The sequence below is a fragment of the Variovorax sp. CCNWLW235 genome, from assembly GCF_037204085.1.
Classification (GTDB): domain Bacteria; phylum Pseudomonadota; class Gammaproteobacteria; order Burkholderiales; family Burkholderiaceae_C; genus Variovorax.
In genome coordinates this window covers 40,427-57,896 of sequence record NZ_JBBCBW010000011.1, presented here as the reverse complement: position 1 = coordinate 57,896, position 17,470 = coordinate 40,427, and the positions used below count along the sequence as shown (strand labels likewise).

The window sequence follows — 17,470 nt, the reverse complement described above, 5'->3', positions numbered from 1 at the left end:
CATTCATTGCTCGTAGCAGATGTCCAGCCTGATTAATGCGCCATTGGCGTCGACGCGATCGGCTCGAAAGTAGTGGCGGCCGCGATAGGTGTCGAGATGAAGCGGCGCGGCCACGGGATCGCCCCAGTTCGTCACCGAAAAGCCGTGCTCGCGCAGCCATCGCAACAGGGCGTCAAGGCGCTCCGGGTCGCCATCCACACGGATGTCGGCGTCTGCGGGCACCGTGCCTTGCGGGTCTTGCTGCCAGCGGGAAAAGCTGCCGAACAATGTGAAGGCGTGCCCGTCTGCGCGCAGTGCGTCGAGCAGCGCGGCAGTGGTTTGCAGGTCGATGCGCTCGCGTCGCTTGCGGAAGACAAGCGCATATTCGTGGCGCCGGTCGGTGTGCGCATCCGACTCGCTGTCGTGGCCTTCGTGCGGATACACCAGCACGCGCTCTTCTTCCATTGCGAAGAGCGAGCCCAGGATGCGTGCGAGATCGAAGGCGAGCGGCAGCACGCGCTCACCGAGCCGGATGTTCTCCACCATCGCGATGCAGGCGCCGCCATCGCGCAATCCGGTACGAACGCGGTGAAAGACGTTGCGCAAGCCGTCGAGGTGCTGGGCGTAGTTCTGGCTTTGGTAAAGCTGCGAGGCGGCCTGCGCGCCTGTCCAGCGGCACCCGAAATAGGGAACGCTCGTCAGGCAAAGGTCGAAGGGCGGCAGCGCCGAGTCTTCGAGCGCATCGCACGACGCGTGCAACAGCGTCGTGCCATGTGCGAGCCCATGGCGTGCCAGTCGTTCACGGATCAGGTCGATACGGCTTGCATCGATCTCGCAGCCTGAGGCCAATCGGTCTTCGAGGCGCGCCGCGAGCAGCGTCGTGCCAAAGCCGGCAAACGGGTCGAACACCGTGTCGCCCGGTCGCGAAAACCGCCGCACGAAGGGCAACATCTGCTCGACCCAGCCGCAATCGCGCCCGCCCATCGGGTCTCGCGCGCGCAACTCGTCGGGCAACCGGTAGCGCGGCGCTTCATGGTCGAGCATCAGCCAGCTGTGGCTAGTCATGGCCGCCAGACTCCATAGTTCGCGTATCGAGCAGCACGTCATGCCCCGGCTCCCAGCCGGCACAAAGCTGGCCATCGGCAAAGTAGACGAGCTTGTAGACGTCGCCCGTTGCGTGGCGCTCGTGCATCGCGCCATAGTCGGCACTTTCGAAGACCACCGTCAGGCCGTTTTCGGTGCGCAGGCGCAGGTTCCAGAAATAGTAGCCCTCAGTAAGGCTTTCGAGGCTCCATCCACGGGAGACTTCCGGGTCATCGAGGCAGGCAGCCAGCAGCGCATCCATCGACACCCTCTGTGCACGCAGGTAGCGCGCGGTCGCGTTGTCGCGATAGCTTTCGTCCAGCCGCGAGAACTCCCGAAAGACGACTGTGCCGGCGCCGCATTGCCGCGCCCACGAGAGGTAAGCCGCCACTTCCTGCGGCTGCGCGATGCCACCGCGCTGAAGGATGCACACGAGCCGCAGCGCGACGGCATCGGCCAACTGGCGCGCCGTATGCTCGAACACAGCCTGGTCGGCAACAGCTATCTCCGGCCTGAATCGCATGATGGCTTGGTTGACCGCACCTTCGTGGTGATGGCGCGACAGCTCCAGCCAACTCATTCCGAAGCTTTGCAGCGCGCGCCGCAGCACCTCGCCTTGCGACCCGGCAAAGCCGGCGCCATTGGTGTAGAGCACACGGTTTTCGACCACTGGACCATCGCTTTCGCTTGCGGCCAGCGTGCGGAGCAGCCGAAGCATCCAGTTGGCGTCGTCGCTCGTTTCAAGGCCCGACAGCGACCACGAAAGCGGCACACCCCGCAATGCGCTCAGTGCGTGCGACAGCCCATCGAAGTAGTCGGGGGGCGGACGCAGCCGGGATGCGGATGCTCCGCCATCGGTCTTGCGCAGGTTTTCAGAGCAGAAACTGCAGCGCGCCGAACAAGGCTTCACGGACGCATATGGCGTAAAGGTAATGGGCTGCGCAATACGCCGCTCAACGCCGCCGATGGCGTGCGTGTGCCATCGCGCGGCTTCGTTCGAGGGCGGCGAACGAAGGGTAACGCCGCTCACCGATCGGCGAAGGCGCTCGAAGAGTGGGGAACTTGCGCTGCGCGGCAAGTCGGCAACGGCGACTGCCCCCGCTTTGAAGGAACAGCACGCCACCCTAGCCACCCTGCACCTGCAAGCTGCGCATCGTGCGGCCCATCGTCAGGCGACCGAACGCCACCAGCGCAACGATCCAGAAGCACTGCAGCGCCAAGCCTCCCAGCGCCTGCCAGCCGCTCAGTTGCCCGAAGTACAGCCGCGCCGGTATGTCGAACAACCCCGCGAGCGGCTGCACCAGCAGCGCGACTTGCCAGGCATCGGGCAACAGCGCCAGCGGCAGCAGGTTGCCTGAGAACACGATGACCACGGGTGTTGCGACCGCGCTGATGCCGCGCTCGTTGAGCGCGGCAGTGGCAGCCACGTTGAGCAGCATCACCATGGCGGTCGACAGCAGCAGCGCGAGCCCCACCGACAGCATGAACGCCGTGCAGGCCACCGGATTGGGGGGCAGTTGCCAGGCCCACTCGTCCAGCCCGACCAGCGGCAACACACCGCCCGCAAAGGTTGCCATCAGCGCCAAGCGCGGCAGCAAACGCGCGGCAATCCATCCGGCACTGCGCGCGAACCACAGCGCATACGCATCCACCGGTCGCAGCCGGTCGTAAGCCACCGCACCGGTGCGCACGGCCTGCGCCACCTCGGGGTCTCCGAGCCCAGGCAGCAGCACCAGCAGGCCTTGTGCAAGCCAGGTGTAGGTAATGGCCTGGGCCAGCGACATCGAAACCGTAGCGCCCGCCATGGTGCTGCCGCCGTAGAACGCCGCGAACACCATCACCTTGATTCCACCCCACCAGCACTGCGTTGCAAAGCCGGCAAGCGCAGCGGTGCGGTACTGCAGCATCTGCATGAAGCGCGACGCAAAGGCCGCGGTATAGGGGCGCAGCAGATCGCGCGGGCTCATGCTTCCGCCGCTCCGTGCATTGCGTAGAAACGCGCAATCACGGCCTCGATGGCCATGCCCTCCAGCCGGATGTCTTCCACCGCATGGGCGGCAGCGATGCGCGAGATGAGTGCCGGCGCCGAGGTCGTCGCCGGATCGAAGTCGAGCACCAGCGTCTGGCCGTCGCGCGAATGCACCCTGGCGCCGGGCACCTGCGCGGGCAATTCCGCATCCTGCACAAAGTCCACCACGAGCCGGCGCTCGGCCATCACCTGCGCGCGCAGCGCCTCGACCGGGCTGTCGGCCAGCACGCGGCCATGGCCTATCACGATCACGCGCTCGGCCAGCGCCTCTATGTCGTGCATGTCGTGTGTGGTCAGCAGCACCGTGGTGCCGCGTTCGCGGTTGGCGCGCCGCACAAAATCGCGCACCGCCAGCTTCGAGGGCGCATCGAGTCCGATGGTCGGCTCGTCGAGAAACAGAATGTCGGGCTCGTGCAGCAGCGCGGCCGCAATCTCCGCGCGCATGCGCTGGCCCAGTGAGAGCTGGCGCACCGGCTGCCCGAGCACCCGCTCCAGGTTGAGCAGCGCAACCAATTCGTCGCGCGTGCGCCTGTAGCGTTGCGGGTCGACGCGATAGATGTCGCGCAGCAGATCGAAACCGTCGCCCACCGGCAGGTCCCACCACAGCTGTGTGCGCTGGCCGAAGACCACGCCGATGCGCGCCACGTGCCGCTCGCGGTCCGCGAAGGGGTCGCGTCCGTCGACTTCCACACACCCGCCGTCGGGCCGCAGGATGCCGGCAAGAATCTTGATGGTGGTCGACTTGCCCGCGCCGTTCGGCCCGATGAAGCCGAGCAGTTCACCGCGTTCGAGCGCGAACGACACGCCAGCCAGTGCTTCGACCGTGCGGTACCGCCGCTGCACCAGTCCGCGCAAAGCGCCCATCACACCGGGGTCTCTCTCGGAGATACGGTAGGTCTTGAGAAGTTTCTCGACAAGGATGTGGGGCATGGCGGCGTCGCAGCGGCACGGAAAGCGCAGCGGGGGCGGGATGCTACACGAAAGCGCCGGTACGATCATGGGCTCTCCAAGCGATAGTCCGCCATGCCTCCATCTTCGTCGTCATCCCTGCCGCTGCCGCCCTCGCCTACCCACCTGCTGCCGCTGGATCATTGGGCCGCGCCTACGCGCAGTGGGCTCGTCGGCGTGTTCACGGACATCGACGACACGCTCACCAGCGAAGGCGCGATCACGGCCGATGCATTGCAGGCGCTCGGCGACCTCAAGGCGGCGGGGCTCTCCATCGTGGCGATCACCGGCCGGCCGGTGGGCTGGAGCATGCCGTTCGTCAACGCCTGGCCGGTCGACGCGATCGTGGCCGAGAACGGCGCAGTGGCGTTGCTGCCCGTGGCCGGGGGCAAGATCGAAAAGCGCTACCAGCAAGACACCCACACACGCGCCGCCAACTTCGAACGCATGCAGGCCGTGCTGGCACGCATCGAGCGCGAGATCCCAGGCGCGCGGCGCGCCACCGATTCACCGGGCCGCGAGACCGACATCGCCATCGACCACAGCGAGTTCGTGCAGTTGAGCGACGAAACCATTGCACATGTGGTGGCGCTGATGCGCAGCGAAGGCATGCACGCCACCGTGAGCAGCATCCACATCAACGGCTGGTACGGCGACAACGACAAGCTGGAAGGCGCGCGCTGGATCGTGCGCGAGCTCTGGGGCCGCACGCTCGAGGACGAGCTCGACCGCTGGGCCTACGTGGGCGACTCCACCAACGACCAGCTGATGTTCCGCACCTTTGCAAGCAGCATCGGCGTGGCGAACGTTGCGCGCTTTGTGCCGCAGCTGGAGCATTTGCCGCGCTACGTGACGCAAGGCGAGCGCGGCACCGGCTTTGCCGAGGCGGCGCGGGCCGTGCTCTCGGCGCGCGCTACTCACTGACCGGCAGGCTGCGCCCAGAAGCGCCCCGCAGCGCCGCCCATTGGCGCCAGGCGCCGAAAGCCGCGATAAGCAGCAGCACCGCCGCGTAGCCTTCAGCCACGCGCAGCAGCCCCAGCGGCGCCACCAGAAAGCCCGCGAGCATTGCGGGCAGGCTGAACGCAAGGTAGGAGACCACGAAGATGGCCGCGAACAGCTCGCCGCGCTCATGCGCATCGGCAAGCGGGGCCAGTATTTGAATCAACGCCGAGAACGCGCCGCCGAAGCCGATTCCCGCGACCGCCGTACCAACGAAGAAGAGCGCGAGCGACTGCGTGGCCAGCGAAGCGAGCAGCAGCACCAACCCGATCGCGATGCTGACTGTGCCGAAGATGACCGAACGAGGCGCACCCAGGCGGCCCAGCAGCGTGGGCGCGACCGCACCGAAGCCCGACAGCACCGCAATCGTGAGGCCGTTGACCACACCGTTGTCGATGCCGAACACGTGATGCATCAGCGAGGGCGCAAGCGACAGTTGCAGCCCGCCGAGCGCCCACACCACGACAAACACCGGCAGGCCGCGCGCAAACTCGCGCCGCGCCCGCACGGGAATCGAAACGCGCGGCACCAGTGAGGCCAGTGCACCGGCACGCGGCGTCACGGTTTCCGGCAGCCACAACACCGCGACGGCGCCCAGCGCGAACACCGCGGCCAGCACGCCGAAGACCAGCGCCACCGGCACGCCGGTGAACTTCACCGCCATGCCCGTCAGCAGCGCCCCGACGGCAAGCCCTGAGAGCGGCGACACGCTCGTGATCAACGCCCCCAGCCGCTTGCGCGATGCTGGCGCCGCCTCGACCACCGCCGCGCTCAGCGCACCGCTTGCCACGCCCGTGGCCACGCCCTGCACGATGCGCGCGGCAATCAGCCCGGCGATGTCATGCGCCCACAAGAAGAGTCCCATCGCCACTGCCTGCAGCACCAGCGCCGCCAGCACCACCGGCCGGCGCCCGATGTGGTCGGACAGCGACCCCGCCACCAGCAGCGAGATCAGGAGCGCAATTGCATAGACCGCGAAGGCCACCGTGAGCATCGATGCCGAGAAGCCCCAGGCGTGCTGAAACACCACGAAAAGAGGCGACGGCGCAGCCGCCGCAAAGAAGAATGCAAAAAGCATGGCACCCAGCAAGCCAAAGCTGAGCGACGCCGGAAGGCGCCAGGGCTTGGGCCGAGTGGCGGTGGCGGCTGTAGCAACCGCGAGTTCAGGGCAGGAGGACGGCATGGCAAATCCTTAACGCAACTTTTTTAGCTTTTGCGATTCTAGACCTGCATATTCCCTAACGCAAATATCTTTGCGTTAAAGTGTTGCCATGAATGATGTCGTCCTTCCCAGCAAGCGGCCCGGCGGCCGCAGCGCGCAAGTGCAGGCACTGGTGCGCACCGCCCTTGAGGAATTGGTGGCCGAGCAGGGCCGTGAGCGCGTAACCGTGCCCGCCGTGGCCGAACGTGCGGGCGTCAGCGCCTCGAGCATCTATCGGCGGTGGGGAGACCTGTCAGGCCTGCTGGCCGAAACCGCAACCCACCGGCTCGACCCGAACCGGCCCTTGCCAGATACGGGTTCGCTGCGGCAGGACCTGGTGGCCTGGGCGCAGGAACTCATCACCCATCTGGCGCAGCCCTGCAGCAAGTCTTTGTTGAAAGCCGCGGCCGCGTTGGCCAACGACGGCGCAGATACCGACTGCCTGCGCAACCGCCGCAAGGAGGCGGCCACGCTGGTCGAGCAGGCGCGCACCCGGGGCGAGCATGCGCCCGAGACGCAGCAGGTGATCGATCACCTGATCGCGCCCATCGTCTTCCGGCTGGTGTTCGGCGCCGAGCCGGTAAAGCCCGAACTCGCCCAGCGGCTGGTGGGCGAGCTGTTCGCAATCAGTTCGTCTTCGGCTGTTCCTTTGCCAGGCCCAGCTTCTCGATAACGGCCTTCTCCTTCACCACGGTCTCCTGCGCAAACTTGGTGTAGGTTTCCGAGCTCATGTAGTTCGGCAGCATGTCGTAGCGGCCAAGCGACGCCACGTAGCTCGGCTCTTCCATCGCCTGCTTGAACGCGTCGTGCAGCTTCTTCACCACCTCGGGCGGCGTGCCCTTGGGGGCGCCGATGCCGAACGGCGAGTTCTGCACCAGGTCGTAACCCAGTTCCTTCAGCGTCGGCGCGTCGGGGAACTTGGCCAGGCGCTTTTCGCCCCAGGTGTTCAGCACGCGCAGCTTGCCGGCCTCGACTTGCGGCGCAAAGCCGGTGCTGTCGGCGGCGGCCATGAGCTGGCCGCTGACCACCGCGAGCATCAGGTCGGCGCTGCCCTTGTAGGGCACGTGCTGCAGCTCGATGCCGGCCTTCTGCGCAATGATTTCGGTGGTGAGGTGCGGACTCGTCAGGTTGCCGGTGGAGCCGTAGGTGAGCTTGCCGGGGTTGGCCTTGGCGTAGGCGACAAAGTCGGCCCAGGTTTTGAAGGGGCTGCTGGCCGGCACCACGATTCCGAAGGCGTAACCCGTCACGTTGAGCACATAGCTGATGTCCTTGAGCGGATCCCAGTTGATCTTGGTGGTGTAGCCCAGGCGGAAAACGCCAAGCGGAATCTGCGCGACCGTGTAGCCGTCGGGCTGCGAGGTTTGCAGCGCCTGTGCGGGCAACGTGCCGCCGGCGCCGGGCTTGTTGTCGACGATGACGGGCTGGCCGAGGATCTTGCTCGCGTTGTCGGCCAGCTGGCGCATGGTGATGTCGGTCGGGCCGCCCGCCGGGAAGGCGATGACCAGCTTGATCGGCTTGCCGGGAAAGGCCTGGGCAAGCGCCGCCAAGGGAAAAGCAAGGCCGCACGCGGCAAGCGTGGCGGCACAGAGAAGGGAACGGCGGGACATGGCGGAAGACTCCTGAAACTGAAATGAACCGCGCATTGGGCCTTGCCCCGCCGCCCCCGGCAATCGGGGCTCACCCGACTGCTGTCGCCCAGGTTCCTCAGCCGGCCCGCTGGCCGAAACCTTCGAGCACATTCACGGTGTTGATGCCCACTTCCGCGACCGCGTAGCCACCTTCGAACACGAACACCGTGGGCAGCCCCGCGTCCGCCAGGGCTTCTCCCATGCGCAGGTAGTCCTCGTTTTTCAGCTTGAACCCGGAGATCGGATCGCCCTCGAAGGTGTCGACGCCGAGCGACACAACCAGGGCACCGGCCTTCACTTTCGCGATGCCGTCGAGCGCCGACTTGAGCGCCGCGCGCCATGCGGCAAAACCGGTGCCGCGCGCGAGCGGCAGGTTGTGGTTGAAGCCCTCTCCTTCGCCCGCGCCGCGCTCGTCGGCATGGCCGAGGTAATACGGATAGTCGGTGAGCGGGTCGCCGTGCAGGCTCGCAAAGTGAACATCGCTTCGCTCATAGAAGATGGCCTGCGTGCCGTTGCCGTGGTGGTAGTCCACGTCGAGCACCGCAACGCGTTCCACACCGGCGTTGCGCAGTGCCTCCGCGGCGACGGCGGCGTTGTTGACGAAGCAGTAGCCGCCAAAAAAATCGGCCCCCGCATGGTGGCCCGGCGGCCGCGTGAGTGCAAAGGCGGCGCGGCGGCCGCCAACAACGCGCTGCGCCGCCGTCCATGCGCAGGCAGCGCCGTGGCGCGCGGCAGCCCAGCTGCCGGCCGTGAGCGGCGTGCCCGCGTCGAACGAGAACAGGCCCAGGCGGGCCGGAAAGCTCTGCGGCAGCACATCGGTGCGCATGCCGCGCGTGGGCCAGTACGAGGGTAGCGCATCGCGCGATGCGTTGGCCGCATCCAGCGCCACCCACTCCTCCCAGGCATGCGCGATGAAATCCAGGTAGCGCGGCGCATGCACCTTGGCCAGCAGGGCTTCGTCGAAATCATCGGGCACCTGCAGCGGACCCAGGCCCCGGCGCTCCAGTTCATGCTTCACATGGTCGACGCGGTCGGGCACCTCGAAGCACGGCACCAGCTCGCCGCGGAACATCTCGACTTTGCCTTGGTGAAGCGCGTGCTGGTCGTTGTAGATGGTGAGCATGCCTGGATCATGCCGCACGCCGCAGCACCGCGCGGCGCCGGCCCGATGCAGTCAGGCCGAACAGATCCTTCGGGTCGTCCAGCTCGGGCACCAGCGCAATCTGCTGGCCCACACCCCGTTCGATGGCCAGTTGGTGGATGTAGCGCAGCGCGGTGTAGTCCTCGAGCGCGAAGCCGACCGAATCGAACACCGTGACCTGGTCGGCGCTTTCGCGGCCCGGCACGTCGCCAACCAGCACCTTCCAGAGTTCGTGCACCGGAAAGTCGGCCGGCAACTGCTGGATCTCGCCCTCGACGCGGGTCTGGGCCTCGTATTCGACGAACACGCGCGCCAGACGCAGCACATCGGGGTGCAGCTCGGTCTTGCCGGGCGAATCACCACCCACGGCATTGATGTGCATGCCGGGCTCGATCATGTCGGGCGTGAGAACGGTGGCCTGCCCCTGGAAAGCCGTGATGGTGGTGACGATGTCCGCCCCGCGCACAGCCTCGGCAACGGAGCGGGCACGCACCACGTCCATCGGCGTGCAGGCGGACAAGTGGCGCACCAGCTTGTCGGTTGCCCGCGCGTCGATGTCGAACACGCGCACTTCCTCGATGCCCAGCAACGCATGAAAAGCCAGCGCCTGGAACTCGCTTTGCGAGCCGTTGCCGATGAGCGCCATGCTGCACGATGCGGGCCGCGCCAACGCCTGCGCCGCCATGGCCGAAGTGGCGGCAGTGCGCAGCGCGGTGGTGAGCGTGAGTTCGGACAACAGCACGGGGTAGCCGGTGTCAACCTCGGCCAGCACGCCAAAAGCCATGACCGTGGGCAGGCCGACCTGGGTGTTGTGCGGATGCCCGTTGACGTATTTGAAGGCGTAGGCGCCGTCGTCGGCCACCGGCATCAGCTCGATCACGCCAAGGTGCGAATGGCTCGCCACGCGCGCTTTTTTATCGAACTCACGCCAGCGCAGGAAGTCGTCGCGCAGCGCGTCGGCCAACGCCGTGAGAAATTGCGGAACGCCGGTTTCATCCACCAGGCGAACCAGGCTGTGAACATCGATGAAGCGGGTCATGACATGGCTCCTTGCGTAGCCCCGGCACGGCGCTTCATCCTGTCACCCGACTCGATCCCCCATGGCTGATTCAGGATGCGCCTGCGCCAAGGATTGAAGCCATTGTGCGCCCGCTTCCGGCGCTTTGCGAGCCCCCGCGGACAGGCGTTGGCCGGCCCGCGGTGTTGCGCTATCTGGTCAGCACCGGCGCCAGCGCCACGCCCGTATGGGTACCCAGCCGAACCACCTCTTCCGGCGGTGCCGCGGCAACGATGCGCCCGCCGGCGTTGCCGCCCTCGGGGCCCAGATCGATGATCCAGTCGGCCTCGGCGATCAGGTCAAGGTCATGCTCGATCACCACCACGCTGTGGCCGCCATTCACCAGCCGGTGCAGCACGCGGATCAGCTTCTCGACGTCGGCCATGTGCAGGCCCACGGTCGGCTCGTCGAGCACGTACAGCGTGTGCGGCGCCTTCTGTCCACGGCGCGTGACGTCGTCGCGCACCTTGCTGAGCTCGGTCACCAGCTTGATGCGCTGCGCCTCGCCGCCCGAGAGCGTGGGCGAGGGCTGCCCCAGCGTGAGGTAGCCGAGGCCGACGTCTTTCAACAGCTGCAGCGGATGGCTGATGTTGGGCATGGCGGCAAAGAACTCCACCGCCTCGTCCACTTCCATCTGCAGCACGTCGCCAATGCTCTTTCCGCGCCAGCTCACCGCCAGCGTCTCTGGGTTGAAGCGCGCGCCGTGGCACACCTCGCAGGGCACCTTCACGTCGGGCAGGAAGCTCATCTCGATGGTGCGCACACCCGCCCCTTCGCAGCCGGGACAGCGACCTTCGCCGGTGTTGAAGCTGAAGCGCGCCGGGCCGTAGCCACGCGCCTTGGCTTCGAGCGTGTCGGCAAACAGCTTGCGGATGGTGTCCCAGAAGCCGATGTAGGTGGCCGGGCAGCTGCGCGGCGTCTTGCCGATGGGGGTCTGGTCGACCTCGAGCACGCGGTCGATGGTTTCGTAGCCCTCCACGCGATCGCAGCCGGACCATGCGGGGCGCTTGCCCGCGGCATCCGCGTCGCGGCCGGCCTTGGTCATGCGCTGCACCACCACGGCCTGCACGCTGGCCAGCAGCACGTCGCGCGCAAGTGTGGATTTGCCCGAGCCGCTCACGCCGGTGACCACCACCAGGCGGTGCAGCGGCAGCGTGGCGGTCACGTCCTGCAGGTTGTGCAGGTCGGCGCCGTGCACCGTGAGCCAGTTGCCGCTGTCTTCCGCCTTCGGGTCGGGCGAGGGAATCAGCCGGCGCGCCTGCAGCGGATGCTTGATGGCGTCGCGCAGGTAGCGGCCGGTTTGCGAATCGCCTGCCGACTGGATGTCGGCCACCGAGCCTTCCGCAACGAGGCGGCCGCCCCGCTTGCCCGCGCTGGGGCCGATGTCGATGATGTGGTCCGCGCGGCGGATGGTGTCTTCGTCATGCTCCACCACCACCAGCGTGTTGCCCTTGTCGCCGAGCTTGTGCAGCGCGTCGAGCAATATCTGGTTGTCGCGCGCATGCAGGCCGATGGTCGGCTCGTCGAGCACATAGCATACGCCCTGCAGGTTACTGCCGAGCTGCGCCGCAAGCCGAATGCGCTGCGCCTCGCCGCCGCTCAGCGTGGGCGCGCCGCGGTCGAGCGTGAGGTATCCCAGGCCCACCTCTTCGAGAAACTCGAGCCGGCTCTTGATTTCGGGCACCAGGTCGCGCGCGATCTCGGCTTCGCGGCCGGTCAATGCGAGCCCTTCGAACCATTGCCGCACTTCGGTCACGCTCATGCGCGCGAGTTCGGTAATGCCGATGCCGCCCATGCCGTCCGCCAGCGATGCGCCGAAGCTCACCGCGCGCGCCGTGGCATTGAGCCGGGTGCCTTCGCAGGTGGGGCACGCCACGTCGACCAGGTCTTCCACCTCGGGCTCGGCAAAGGTCTGCTCGCGGCCCTTGTTGTCATCGTCGCGAACCGAGTCGTCGAAGACCTTGCGCTGGTCCTTGCTGAGCTTGACGCCGGTGCCCACGCAATCGGGGCACCAGCCGTGCTTGCTGTTGTAGCTGAACAGGCGCGGGTCGAGCTCGGCATAGCTGGTGCTGCAGACCGGGCAGGCGCGCAATGTGGAGAACACATTCACGCGGCCGATGCCGTGCGCCGATACGCCGGCCATCATCGCGGCCTTCAGGCCGTCGAGCTCGCTCAGCACATGCACCACGCCCTTGCCGTGCTCCAGCGCCTTGGTCAGCGCCTCGCGCAGTTCGGTTTCCTTCGAGGGCAGCACGTCGAGGCTGGCCACCGGCAGCTCGATGCTGTGTTCCTTGAAGCGGTCGATGCGCGGAAAGCCCGTGGTCGGAAGAAACTCCCCGTCCACGCGCAGGTGCGTAAAGCCACGCGGCCTCGCCCAGTCGGCCAGCTCGGTGTACACGCCCTTGCGGTTGCTCACCAGCGGTGCCAGCAGGCCGATGTGCTGGCCCTTGAAGTTGCGCATCAGCTGCGCCGCAATGCTGTCGGGCGTCTGCGGCTGCACGGCCGCGCCGTCGTGCGTGCAGTGCTGGATACCCAGCTTGACGTACAGCAATCGCAAGAAGTGCCACACCTCGGTGGTGGTGCCCACCGTGCTCTTGCGGCCGCCGCGCGACAGGCGCTGCTCGATGGCCACCGTGGGCGGAATACCGTACACCGCATCCACTTCGGGCCGGCCCGCGGGCTGCACGATGCTGCGCGCATAGGCATTGAGCGATTCGAGATACCGCCGCTGTCCTTCGTTGAACAGGATGTCGAAGGCCAGCGTCGACTTGCCCGACCCACTGACGCCCGTCACCACGCTGAACTTGCCGCGCGGAATATTGACGCTGAGGTTCTTCAGGTTGTGCTCGCGCGCGTTGACGATCTCGATCGCCTTGCCGCCCGGTGCCGTCTTCGCATTGGCCACATAGCGCCGCGCGGCGCGCTCGGCCACCTTGTAGGCCTCGGGGCCGATGGCCAACTCGTAGTCGGCCAGCGCCGCACCGGTCAGCGAGGCGCGGTTCTCACGCAACTGCTCGGGCGTGCCCTCGGCCACCACCTGGCCGCCGCCCTCGCCGCCTTCGGGGCCAAGGTCGATGCACCAGTCGCTCGCGCGGATCACGTCAAGGTTGTGCTCGATCACGATCAGCGAATGCCCTGCGTCGAGCAGCTTGCGCAGCGCGCGCATCAGGCGCGCAATGTCGTCGAAGTGCAGGCCTGTGGTCGGCTCGTCGAAGAGAAACAGCGTGCCCTTGCGTGCGACCGATTGCTTGCTGGCGGTGCCGTTCTTCGCCGCTTCCGCAAGAAAGCCCGCGAGCTTCAGGCGCTGCGCCTCGCCGCCGCTTAGCGTGGGCACCGGCTGGCCGAGCTTCACGTAGTCGAGCCCCACGTCGGAAATGGGCTGCAGCACGCGCAGCACGTCGCGGTCGGCCTCGAACACGGCAGCCGCTTCGGCCACGGTGAGTTCGAGCACGTCAGCCACGTTGTAGCTCTTGCCCTTGCGCTCCACCTTCACTTCCAGGATTTCAGGGCGGTAGCGCTTGCCGTCGCAATCGGGGCAGCGCAGATACACGTCCGACAAGAACTGCATCTCGACGTGCTCGAAACCCGAGCCGCCGCAGGTCGGGCAGCGCCCGTCGCCCGAGTTGAAGCTGAACTTGCTCGCGGTGTAGCCGCGCTGGCGCGAGAGCGCGGCGGTGGCGAAGATCTCGCGAATCGCGTCCCATGCGCCCACATAGCTCGCCGGGTTGGAGCGCGCCGTCTTGCCGATGGGCGACTGGTCGACAAAGACCACGTCGCCCAGGTGATCGGCGCCCAGCAGGCGGTCGTGCGCGCCGGGCGTTTCGGTGGCCTTGCCAAAGTGGCGCATGAGCGCGGGCGCCAGCACGTCCTGGATCAGCGTCGACTTGCCCGAGCCGCTGACGCCGGTCACGCACACCAGGCGCGCGAGCGGAAACTCGACCGTCACGTTCTGCAGGTTGTGCTCGCGCGCACCTTCAAGAATGAGGCGGTGCGTGTTCTCGCTCACGAGCCGCTTGAAGCCCATGCCGATCTTCTTGCGCCCGCCCAGGTATTGGCCGGTGAGCGTGTCGGCATCGCGCAGCTGGTCGGTGCTGCCGTCGAACACGATCTGCCCGCCGCGCACACCGGGGCCGGGGCCCATGTCGATCACGCGGTCGGCAGCGAGCATCACGGCCGGGTCGTGCTCGACCACCACCAGCGTGTTGCCGGCATCGCGCAGGCGAAGCATGGCCTCGGTAATGCGGTTCATGTCGCGCGGATGCAGGCCGATGCTGGGCTCGTCGAGCACGAAGAGCGTGTTGACCAGCGAGGTGCCGAGCGCGGTGGTGAGATTGATGCGCTGCACCTCGCCGCCCGAAAGCGTGCGGCTCTGGCGGTCGAGCGTGAGGTACCCGATGCCCACGTCGTGCAGGTAGCGCAGGCGGGTAGTGATTTCCTCGAAGAGGAGCTTGAGGGCCTGGATTTCGCCCTCACCCCGGCCCTCTCCCGCAAGCGGGAGAGGGAGTGGATCGGGCCCCGTCTTGCCCCCTCTCCCGCCTGCGGGAGAGGGTTGGGGTGAGGGCTGCTGCTGGTCGAAGAAGCGCCGCAACCGCTCAATCGGCAACAGCATCAGGTCATGCAGGCACAGCCCCGGCAGCGCCTCGAGTTGCGCGCGGGTCCACTTGGCGCCGGTCGGCATGAAGCGCTTGGCCGGCTCCAGCACGGCATCGGCGTCTTCCTTGCTGCCGATGCGCCACAGCAGGCTGTCGAGCTTGAGCCGCGCGCCGCTGCACACCGGGCACGGCGTGTAGCTGCGGTACTTCGACAAGAGCACGCGAATGTGCATCTTGTAGGCCTTGCTCTCCAGGTAGCCGAAGAAGCGGCGCACGCCGTACCACTGCTTGTTCCAGTTGCCTTCCTTGTAATTGGGCGTGCCCTCGATCACCCAGTGCTTCTGCTCGTCGGTGAGCTTGTTCCAGGGGGTGTCGCGCGGAATGCCGGCCGCCTCGGCGTGGCGCATCAGGTCGTCCTGCGCTTCTTTCCACGCGGGCGTCTGGATGGTCTTGATCGCGCCGGCGCGCAGCGTGAGCTTGTCGTTCGGAATCACCAGGCCCAGGTCGACGCCAATCACCCGGCCGAAGCCGCGGCAGGTGTCGCAGGCGCCCACCGCCGAGTTGAACGAGAACATCGACGGGATCGGGTCGGTGTAGCGGATGTCGCTCTCGGGGCAGTGCAGGCCGGTCGAGAACTTCCACACTTCGGTGGGCGCGTTTTCCTCCGCGCCCGTGGCGTGCACGGTGACGCGGCCACTGCCCCGTTTCAAAGCCACCTCGATGGCTTCGACCACGCGCGACCGCTCGGCGCTCGAAATGCGGAAGCGGTCAGCCACCACGTCGAGCATCTTGCGCGGCCCGGTGGGCGTGGCCACCTCGCGCTCCGCCTGCACGCGCGTGAAGCCGCTGGCCGACAGCCACTGCGTGACTTCGTCCGCCGAAGTGCCCGCGGGCAGTTCGACCGGAAAGGTGACCACAAGCCGTGGATCGCCCGCCGCAGCCGCGCGCTCGGCAATCTGCGCATAGATGCTGTCCGGCGAATCGTGGCGCACCGGCAACGCGGTTTCGCGGTCGAACAGCTGGGCCGCGCGCGCATACAGCAGCTTCAGGTGGTCGTTCAACTCGGTCATCGTGCCGACCGTGGAGCGCGACGAGCGCACCGGGTTGGTCTGGTCGATGGCAATGGCGGGCGGCACGCCCTCCACCTTGTCGACGGCCGGCTTGTCCATGCGGTCCAGGAACTGGCGCGCATAGGCGGAGAAGGTCTCCACATAGCGCCGCTGGCCTTCGGCATAGAGGGTGTCGAACACGAGGCTCGACTTGCCCGAGCCGCTGGGCCCGGTAACCACGGTCATCTCGCCTGTGCGGATGTCGAGGTCGAGGTTCTGGAGGTTGTGCTGGCGCGCGCCGCGAATCCGGATGGAGCCCTGTGTCATGAGTGCCTTGGGGGGTGGGGCAAACATTCTAGGGAGTGGCTGGTGACGAATTTGTGCACTCCGTCACATGGACTGTGCCCGTGCAGGGGTTTATACGGATTCAGTCAAAGACACTTTGAGTAACAAATAGACGATTTTATTTACGTTTACCCGAACACCTCCGGACGACCACCCATGAAGACGCTGCACGCGCTTTGCGCCGCCCTCCTGACGATGGCCGCTACGGCCGCTTCGGCCCAGATCCTGATTGGCCAGACGACCGGCGTGACCGGATCGGTGGCCGCCAGCGTGAACGAAGCCCTGGGCGGTGCCCAGCTGGTGATCGATGCCGCCAACGCCCAGGGCGGCATTCACGGCGAGAAGATCGAGATCCTCCGCATGGACGACGCCTTCGACGTGAAGCGCGCCAGCGAGAACGCCCGCGTGCTGATCGAAGACAAGAAGGTGCTGGCGCTGTTCCTGAGCCGCGGCACCCCGCATTCCCAGGCCATCGTGCCCTGGCTCGACAAGCACGGCGTGCCGCTCATCGCGCCTTCCACCGGCGCCATGGCACTGCACAAGCCGGTTCTCAAGCACGTGTTCAACGTGCGCGCCACCTACCAGCGCGAAGCGGAAAAGGCGATCCAGCACCTGCTCACCACCGGCATCGCCCGCATTGCGGTGGTCTACGTGACCGACTCCTTCGGCCAGGACGCGCTCGAAGGCGCAATGACCGGCTTTTCCAAGGCCCAGGCCAAGCCCATCGTCACTGTGCCGGCCGACCGCGAGAAGCCGGACTACAAGTCCATCGTGCCGGCCATCAAGGACGCCAATGCGCAGGCGGTGCTCTGGATCGGCTCGGGCGTGGCAGTGGTCGAAGGCATCAAGGCGCTGCGCGCGGGTGGCTCCTTCGCGCAGGTGGTCACCTTGTCGAACAACGCCTCGTCGGGCTTCATCAAGCAATTGGGCGACGCGAGCAAGGGCGTGATCGTGACGCAGGTGTTCCCGAGCGAGCGCTCCATCAGCTACCCGATGGTGAAGGAAGCCATGGCGCTTGCGCAGGCCAAGGGCCAGACCGAACTCTCGCCCGCGGCGCTCGAGGGCTTTGCCTCGGCCAAGGTGCTGGTGGAGGCGCTGCGCCGCGCCGGGCCCAAGCCCACGCGCGCCAAGGTGCTTGCGGCGCTTGAAACGCTGCGCGCCTATGACCTCGGCGGCCTGGAAGTGAGCTATTCGCCGCAGGACCATTCGGGCATCGACTTCGCCGACCTGGCCATCATCAGCGACGGCCGCTTCAAGCGGTAAACCGCGCCCGCGCGGGCCGCGTTGTTGCGGGGCTCCCTGTCCATTCCATAGGAAACTATGGTTTGACAGGGTTTCCACGAGCGAGTGAACGCCACTCGCTGCAACACATTTGCGCATCTTCCGACGGAAGCATCCGCTTCGCGTAAAGGCTCGTTC

12 protein-coding genes are annotated in these 17,470 nt (G+C 66.8%); 3 read left to right on the top strand and 9 right to left on the bottom strand.

The genetic code is table 11. The features are described from left to right. Window positions 1-3: 3 nt before the first annotated feature. From V9L21_RS14375 to V9L21_RS14360, 4 genes are all read right to left on the bottom strand, one after another. Complete coding sequence (locus V9L21_RS14375) at window positions 4-1,044, bottom strand: DNA methyltransferase (protein WP_337312907.1); 1,041 nt, start codon at window positions 1,042-1,044, stop codon at window positions 4-6. Continuing rightward, window positions 1,037-2,092: a hypothetical protein gene (locus tag V9L21_RS14370; protein WP_337312906.1), complete on the bottom strand. Its 1,056-nt coding sequence runs from the start codon at window positions 2,090-2,092 to the stop codon at window positions 1,037-1,039. The genes V9L21_RS14375 and V9L21_RS14370 overlap by 8 nt, the downstream gene beginning before the upstream one ends. Window positions 2,093-2,186: 94 nt before the next feature. Further along, window positions 2,187-3,029 (bottom strand): ABC transporter permease, encoded by an 843-nt coding sequence (locus tag V9L21_RS14365; protein ID WP_337312904.1) that lies wholly within the window; start codon window positions 3,027-3,029, stop codon window positions 2,187-2,189. Beyond that, window positions 3,026-4,021, bottom strand: a complete 996-nt coding sequence (locus V9L21_RS14360) for an ABC transporter ATP-binding protein (RefSeq protein WP_337312903.1) — start codon at window positions 4,019-4,021, stop codon at window positions 3,026-3,028. Before V9L21_RS14360 ends, V9L21_RS14365 begins: the two co-directional genes overlap by 4 nt. 93 nt (window positions 4,022-4,114) lie before the next feature. Between V9L21_RS14360 and V9L21_RS14355 the strand changes: the two genes are divergently transcribed. Further along, window positions 4,115-4,963 carry an HAD-IIB family hydrolase gene (locus V9L21_RS14355; RefSeq protein WP_337312901.1) on the top strand — a complete coding sequence of 283 codons (849 nt, stop codon included), beginning with the start codon at window positions 4,115-4,117 and terminating at the stop codon, window positions 4,961-4,963. Here V9L21_RS14355 and V9L21_RS14350 read toward each other — a convergent pair. Next, window positions 4,953-6,221: an MFS transporter gene (locus V9L21_RS14350; RefSeq protein ID WP_337312899.1), complete on the bottom strand. Its 1,269-nt coding sequence runs from the start codon at window positions 6,219-6,221 to the stop codon at window positions 4,953-4,955. The genes V9L21_RS14355 and V9L21_RS14350 overlap by 11 nt on opposite strands. A gap of 88 nt (window positions 6,222-6,309) precedes the next feature. Here V9L21_RS14350 and V9L21_RS14345 point away from each other — a divergent pair, with 88 nt between their 5' ends. Further along, window positions 6,310-6,912, top strand: a complete 603-nt coding sequence (locus V9L21_RS14345; protein ID WP_337312897.1) for a TetR/AcrR family transcriptional regulator — start codon at window positions 6,310-6,312, stop codon at window positions 6,910-6,912. On the opposite strand, the gene V9L21_RS14340 is transcribed toward V9L21_RS14345, so the two are convergent. From V9L21_RS14340 to uvrA, 4 genes are all read right to left on the bottom strand, one after another. After that, the gene (locus V9L21_RS14340; RefSeq protein WP_337312895.1) at window positions 6,866-7,846 is read right to left on the bottom strand and encodes a Bug family tripartite tricarboxylate transporter substrate binding protein; all 981 of its coding nucleotides are present in this window, start codon (window positions 7,844-7,846) and stop codon (window positions 6,866-6,868) included. The two genes, V9L21_RS14345 and V9L21_RS14340, sit on opposite strands and share 47 nt — an antisense overlap. A 97-nt stretch (window positions 7,847-7,943) precedes the next feature. Beyond that, entirely contained in the window at window positions 7,944-8,990 is a 1,047-nt protein-coding gene (locus V9L21_RS14335) for a histone deacetylase family protein (protein WP_337312893.1), read from the bottom strand. A gap of 7 nt (window positions 8,991-8,997) precedes the next feature. Next, the gene (locus tag V9L21_RS14330; protein ID WP_337312891.1) at window positions 8,998-10,047 is read right to left on the bottom strand and encodes an ornithine cyclodeaminase; all 1,050 of its coding nucleotides are present in this window, start codon (window positions 10,045-10,047) and stop codon (window positions 8,998-9,000) included. 169 nt (window positions 10,048-10,216) lie between these two features. Continuing rightward, complete coding sequence (gene uvrA / locus V9L21_RS14325; protein WP_337312889.1) at window positions 10,217-16,033, bottom strand: excinuclease ABC subunit UvrA; 5,817 nt, start codon at window positions 16,031-16,033, stop codon at window positions 10,217-10,219. 174 nt (window positions 16,034-16,207) lie between these two features. Here uvrA and V9L21_RS14320 point away from each other — a divergent pair, with 174 nt between their 5' ends. Beyond that, window positions 16,208-17,314: an ABC transporter substrate-binding protein gene (locus tag V9L21_RS14320; RefSeq protein ID WP_337312887.1), complete on the top strand. Its 1,107-nt coding sequence runs from the start codon at window positions 16,208-16,210 to the stop codon at window positions 17,312-17,314. The last annotated feature ends 156 nt before the right edge of the window (window positions 17,315-17,470 follow it).

Excerpts from the sequence above, each read along its gene's own strand:
- V9L21_RS14360 (WP_337312903.1), bottom strand. The coding sequence starts at position 4,021 with ATGCCCCACATCCTTGTCGAGAAACTTCTCAAGACCTACCGTATCTCC.
- uvrA (WP_337312889.1), bottom strand. The coding sequence starts at position 16,033 with ATGACACAGGGCTCCATCCGGATTCGCGGCGCGCGCCAGCACAACCTC.
- V9L21_RS14340 (WP_337312895.1), bottom strand. The coding sequence starts at position 7,846 with ATGTCCCGCCGTTCCCTTCTCTGTGCCGCCACGCTTGCCGCGTGCGGC.
- V9L21_RS14375 (WP_337312907.1), bottom strand. The coding sequence starts at position 1,044 with ATGACTAGCCACAGCTGGCTGATGCTCGACCATGAAGCGCCGCGCTAC.
- V9L21_RS14320 (WP_337312887.1), top strand. The coding sequence starts at position 16,208 with ATGAAGACGCTGCACGCGCTTTGCGCCGCCCTCCTGACGATGGCCGCT.
- V9L21_RS14335 (WP_337312893.1), bottom strand. The coding sequence starts at position 8,990 with ATGCTCACCATCTACAACGACCAGCACGCGCTTCACCAAGGCAAAGTC.
- V9L21_RS14350 (WP_337312899.1), bottom strand. The coding sequence starts at position 6,221 with ATGCCGTCCTCCTGCCCTGAACTCGCGGTTGCTACAGCCGCCACCGCC.
- V9L21_RS14355 (WP_337312901.1), top strand. The coding sequence starts at position 4,115 with ATGCCTCCATCTTCGTCGTCATCCCTGCCGCTGCCGCCCTCGCCTACC.
- V9L21_RS14345 (WP_337312897.1), top strand. The coding sequence starts at position 6,310 with ATGAATGATGTCGTCCTTCCCAGCAAGCGGCCCGGCGGCCGCAGCGCG.
- V9L21_RS14365 (WP_337312904.1), bottom strand. The coding sequence starts at position 3,029 with ATGAGCCCGCGCGATCTGCTGCGCCCCTATACCGCGGCCTTTGCGTCG.
- V9L21_RS14330 (WP_337312891.1), bottom strand. The coding sequence starts at position 10,047 with ATGACCCGCTTCATCGATGTTCACAGCCTGGTTCGCCTGGTGGATGAA.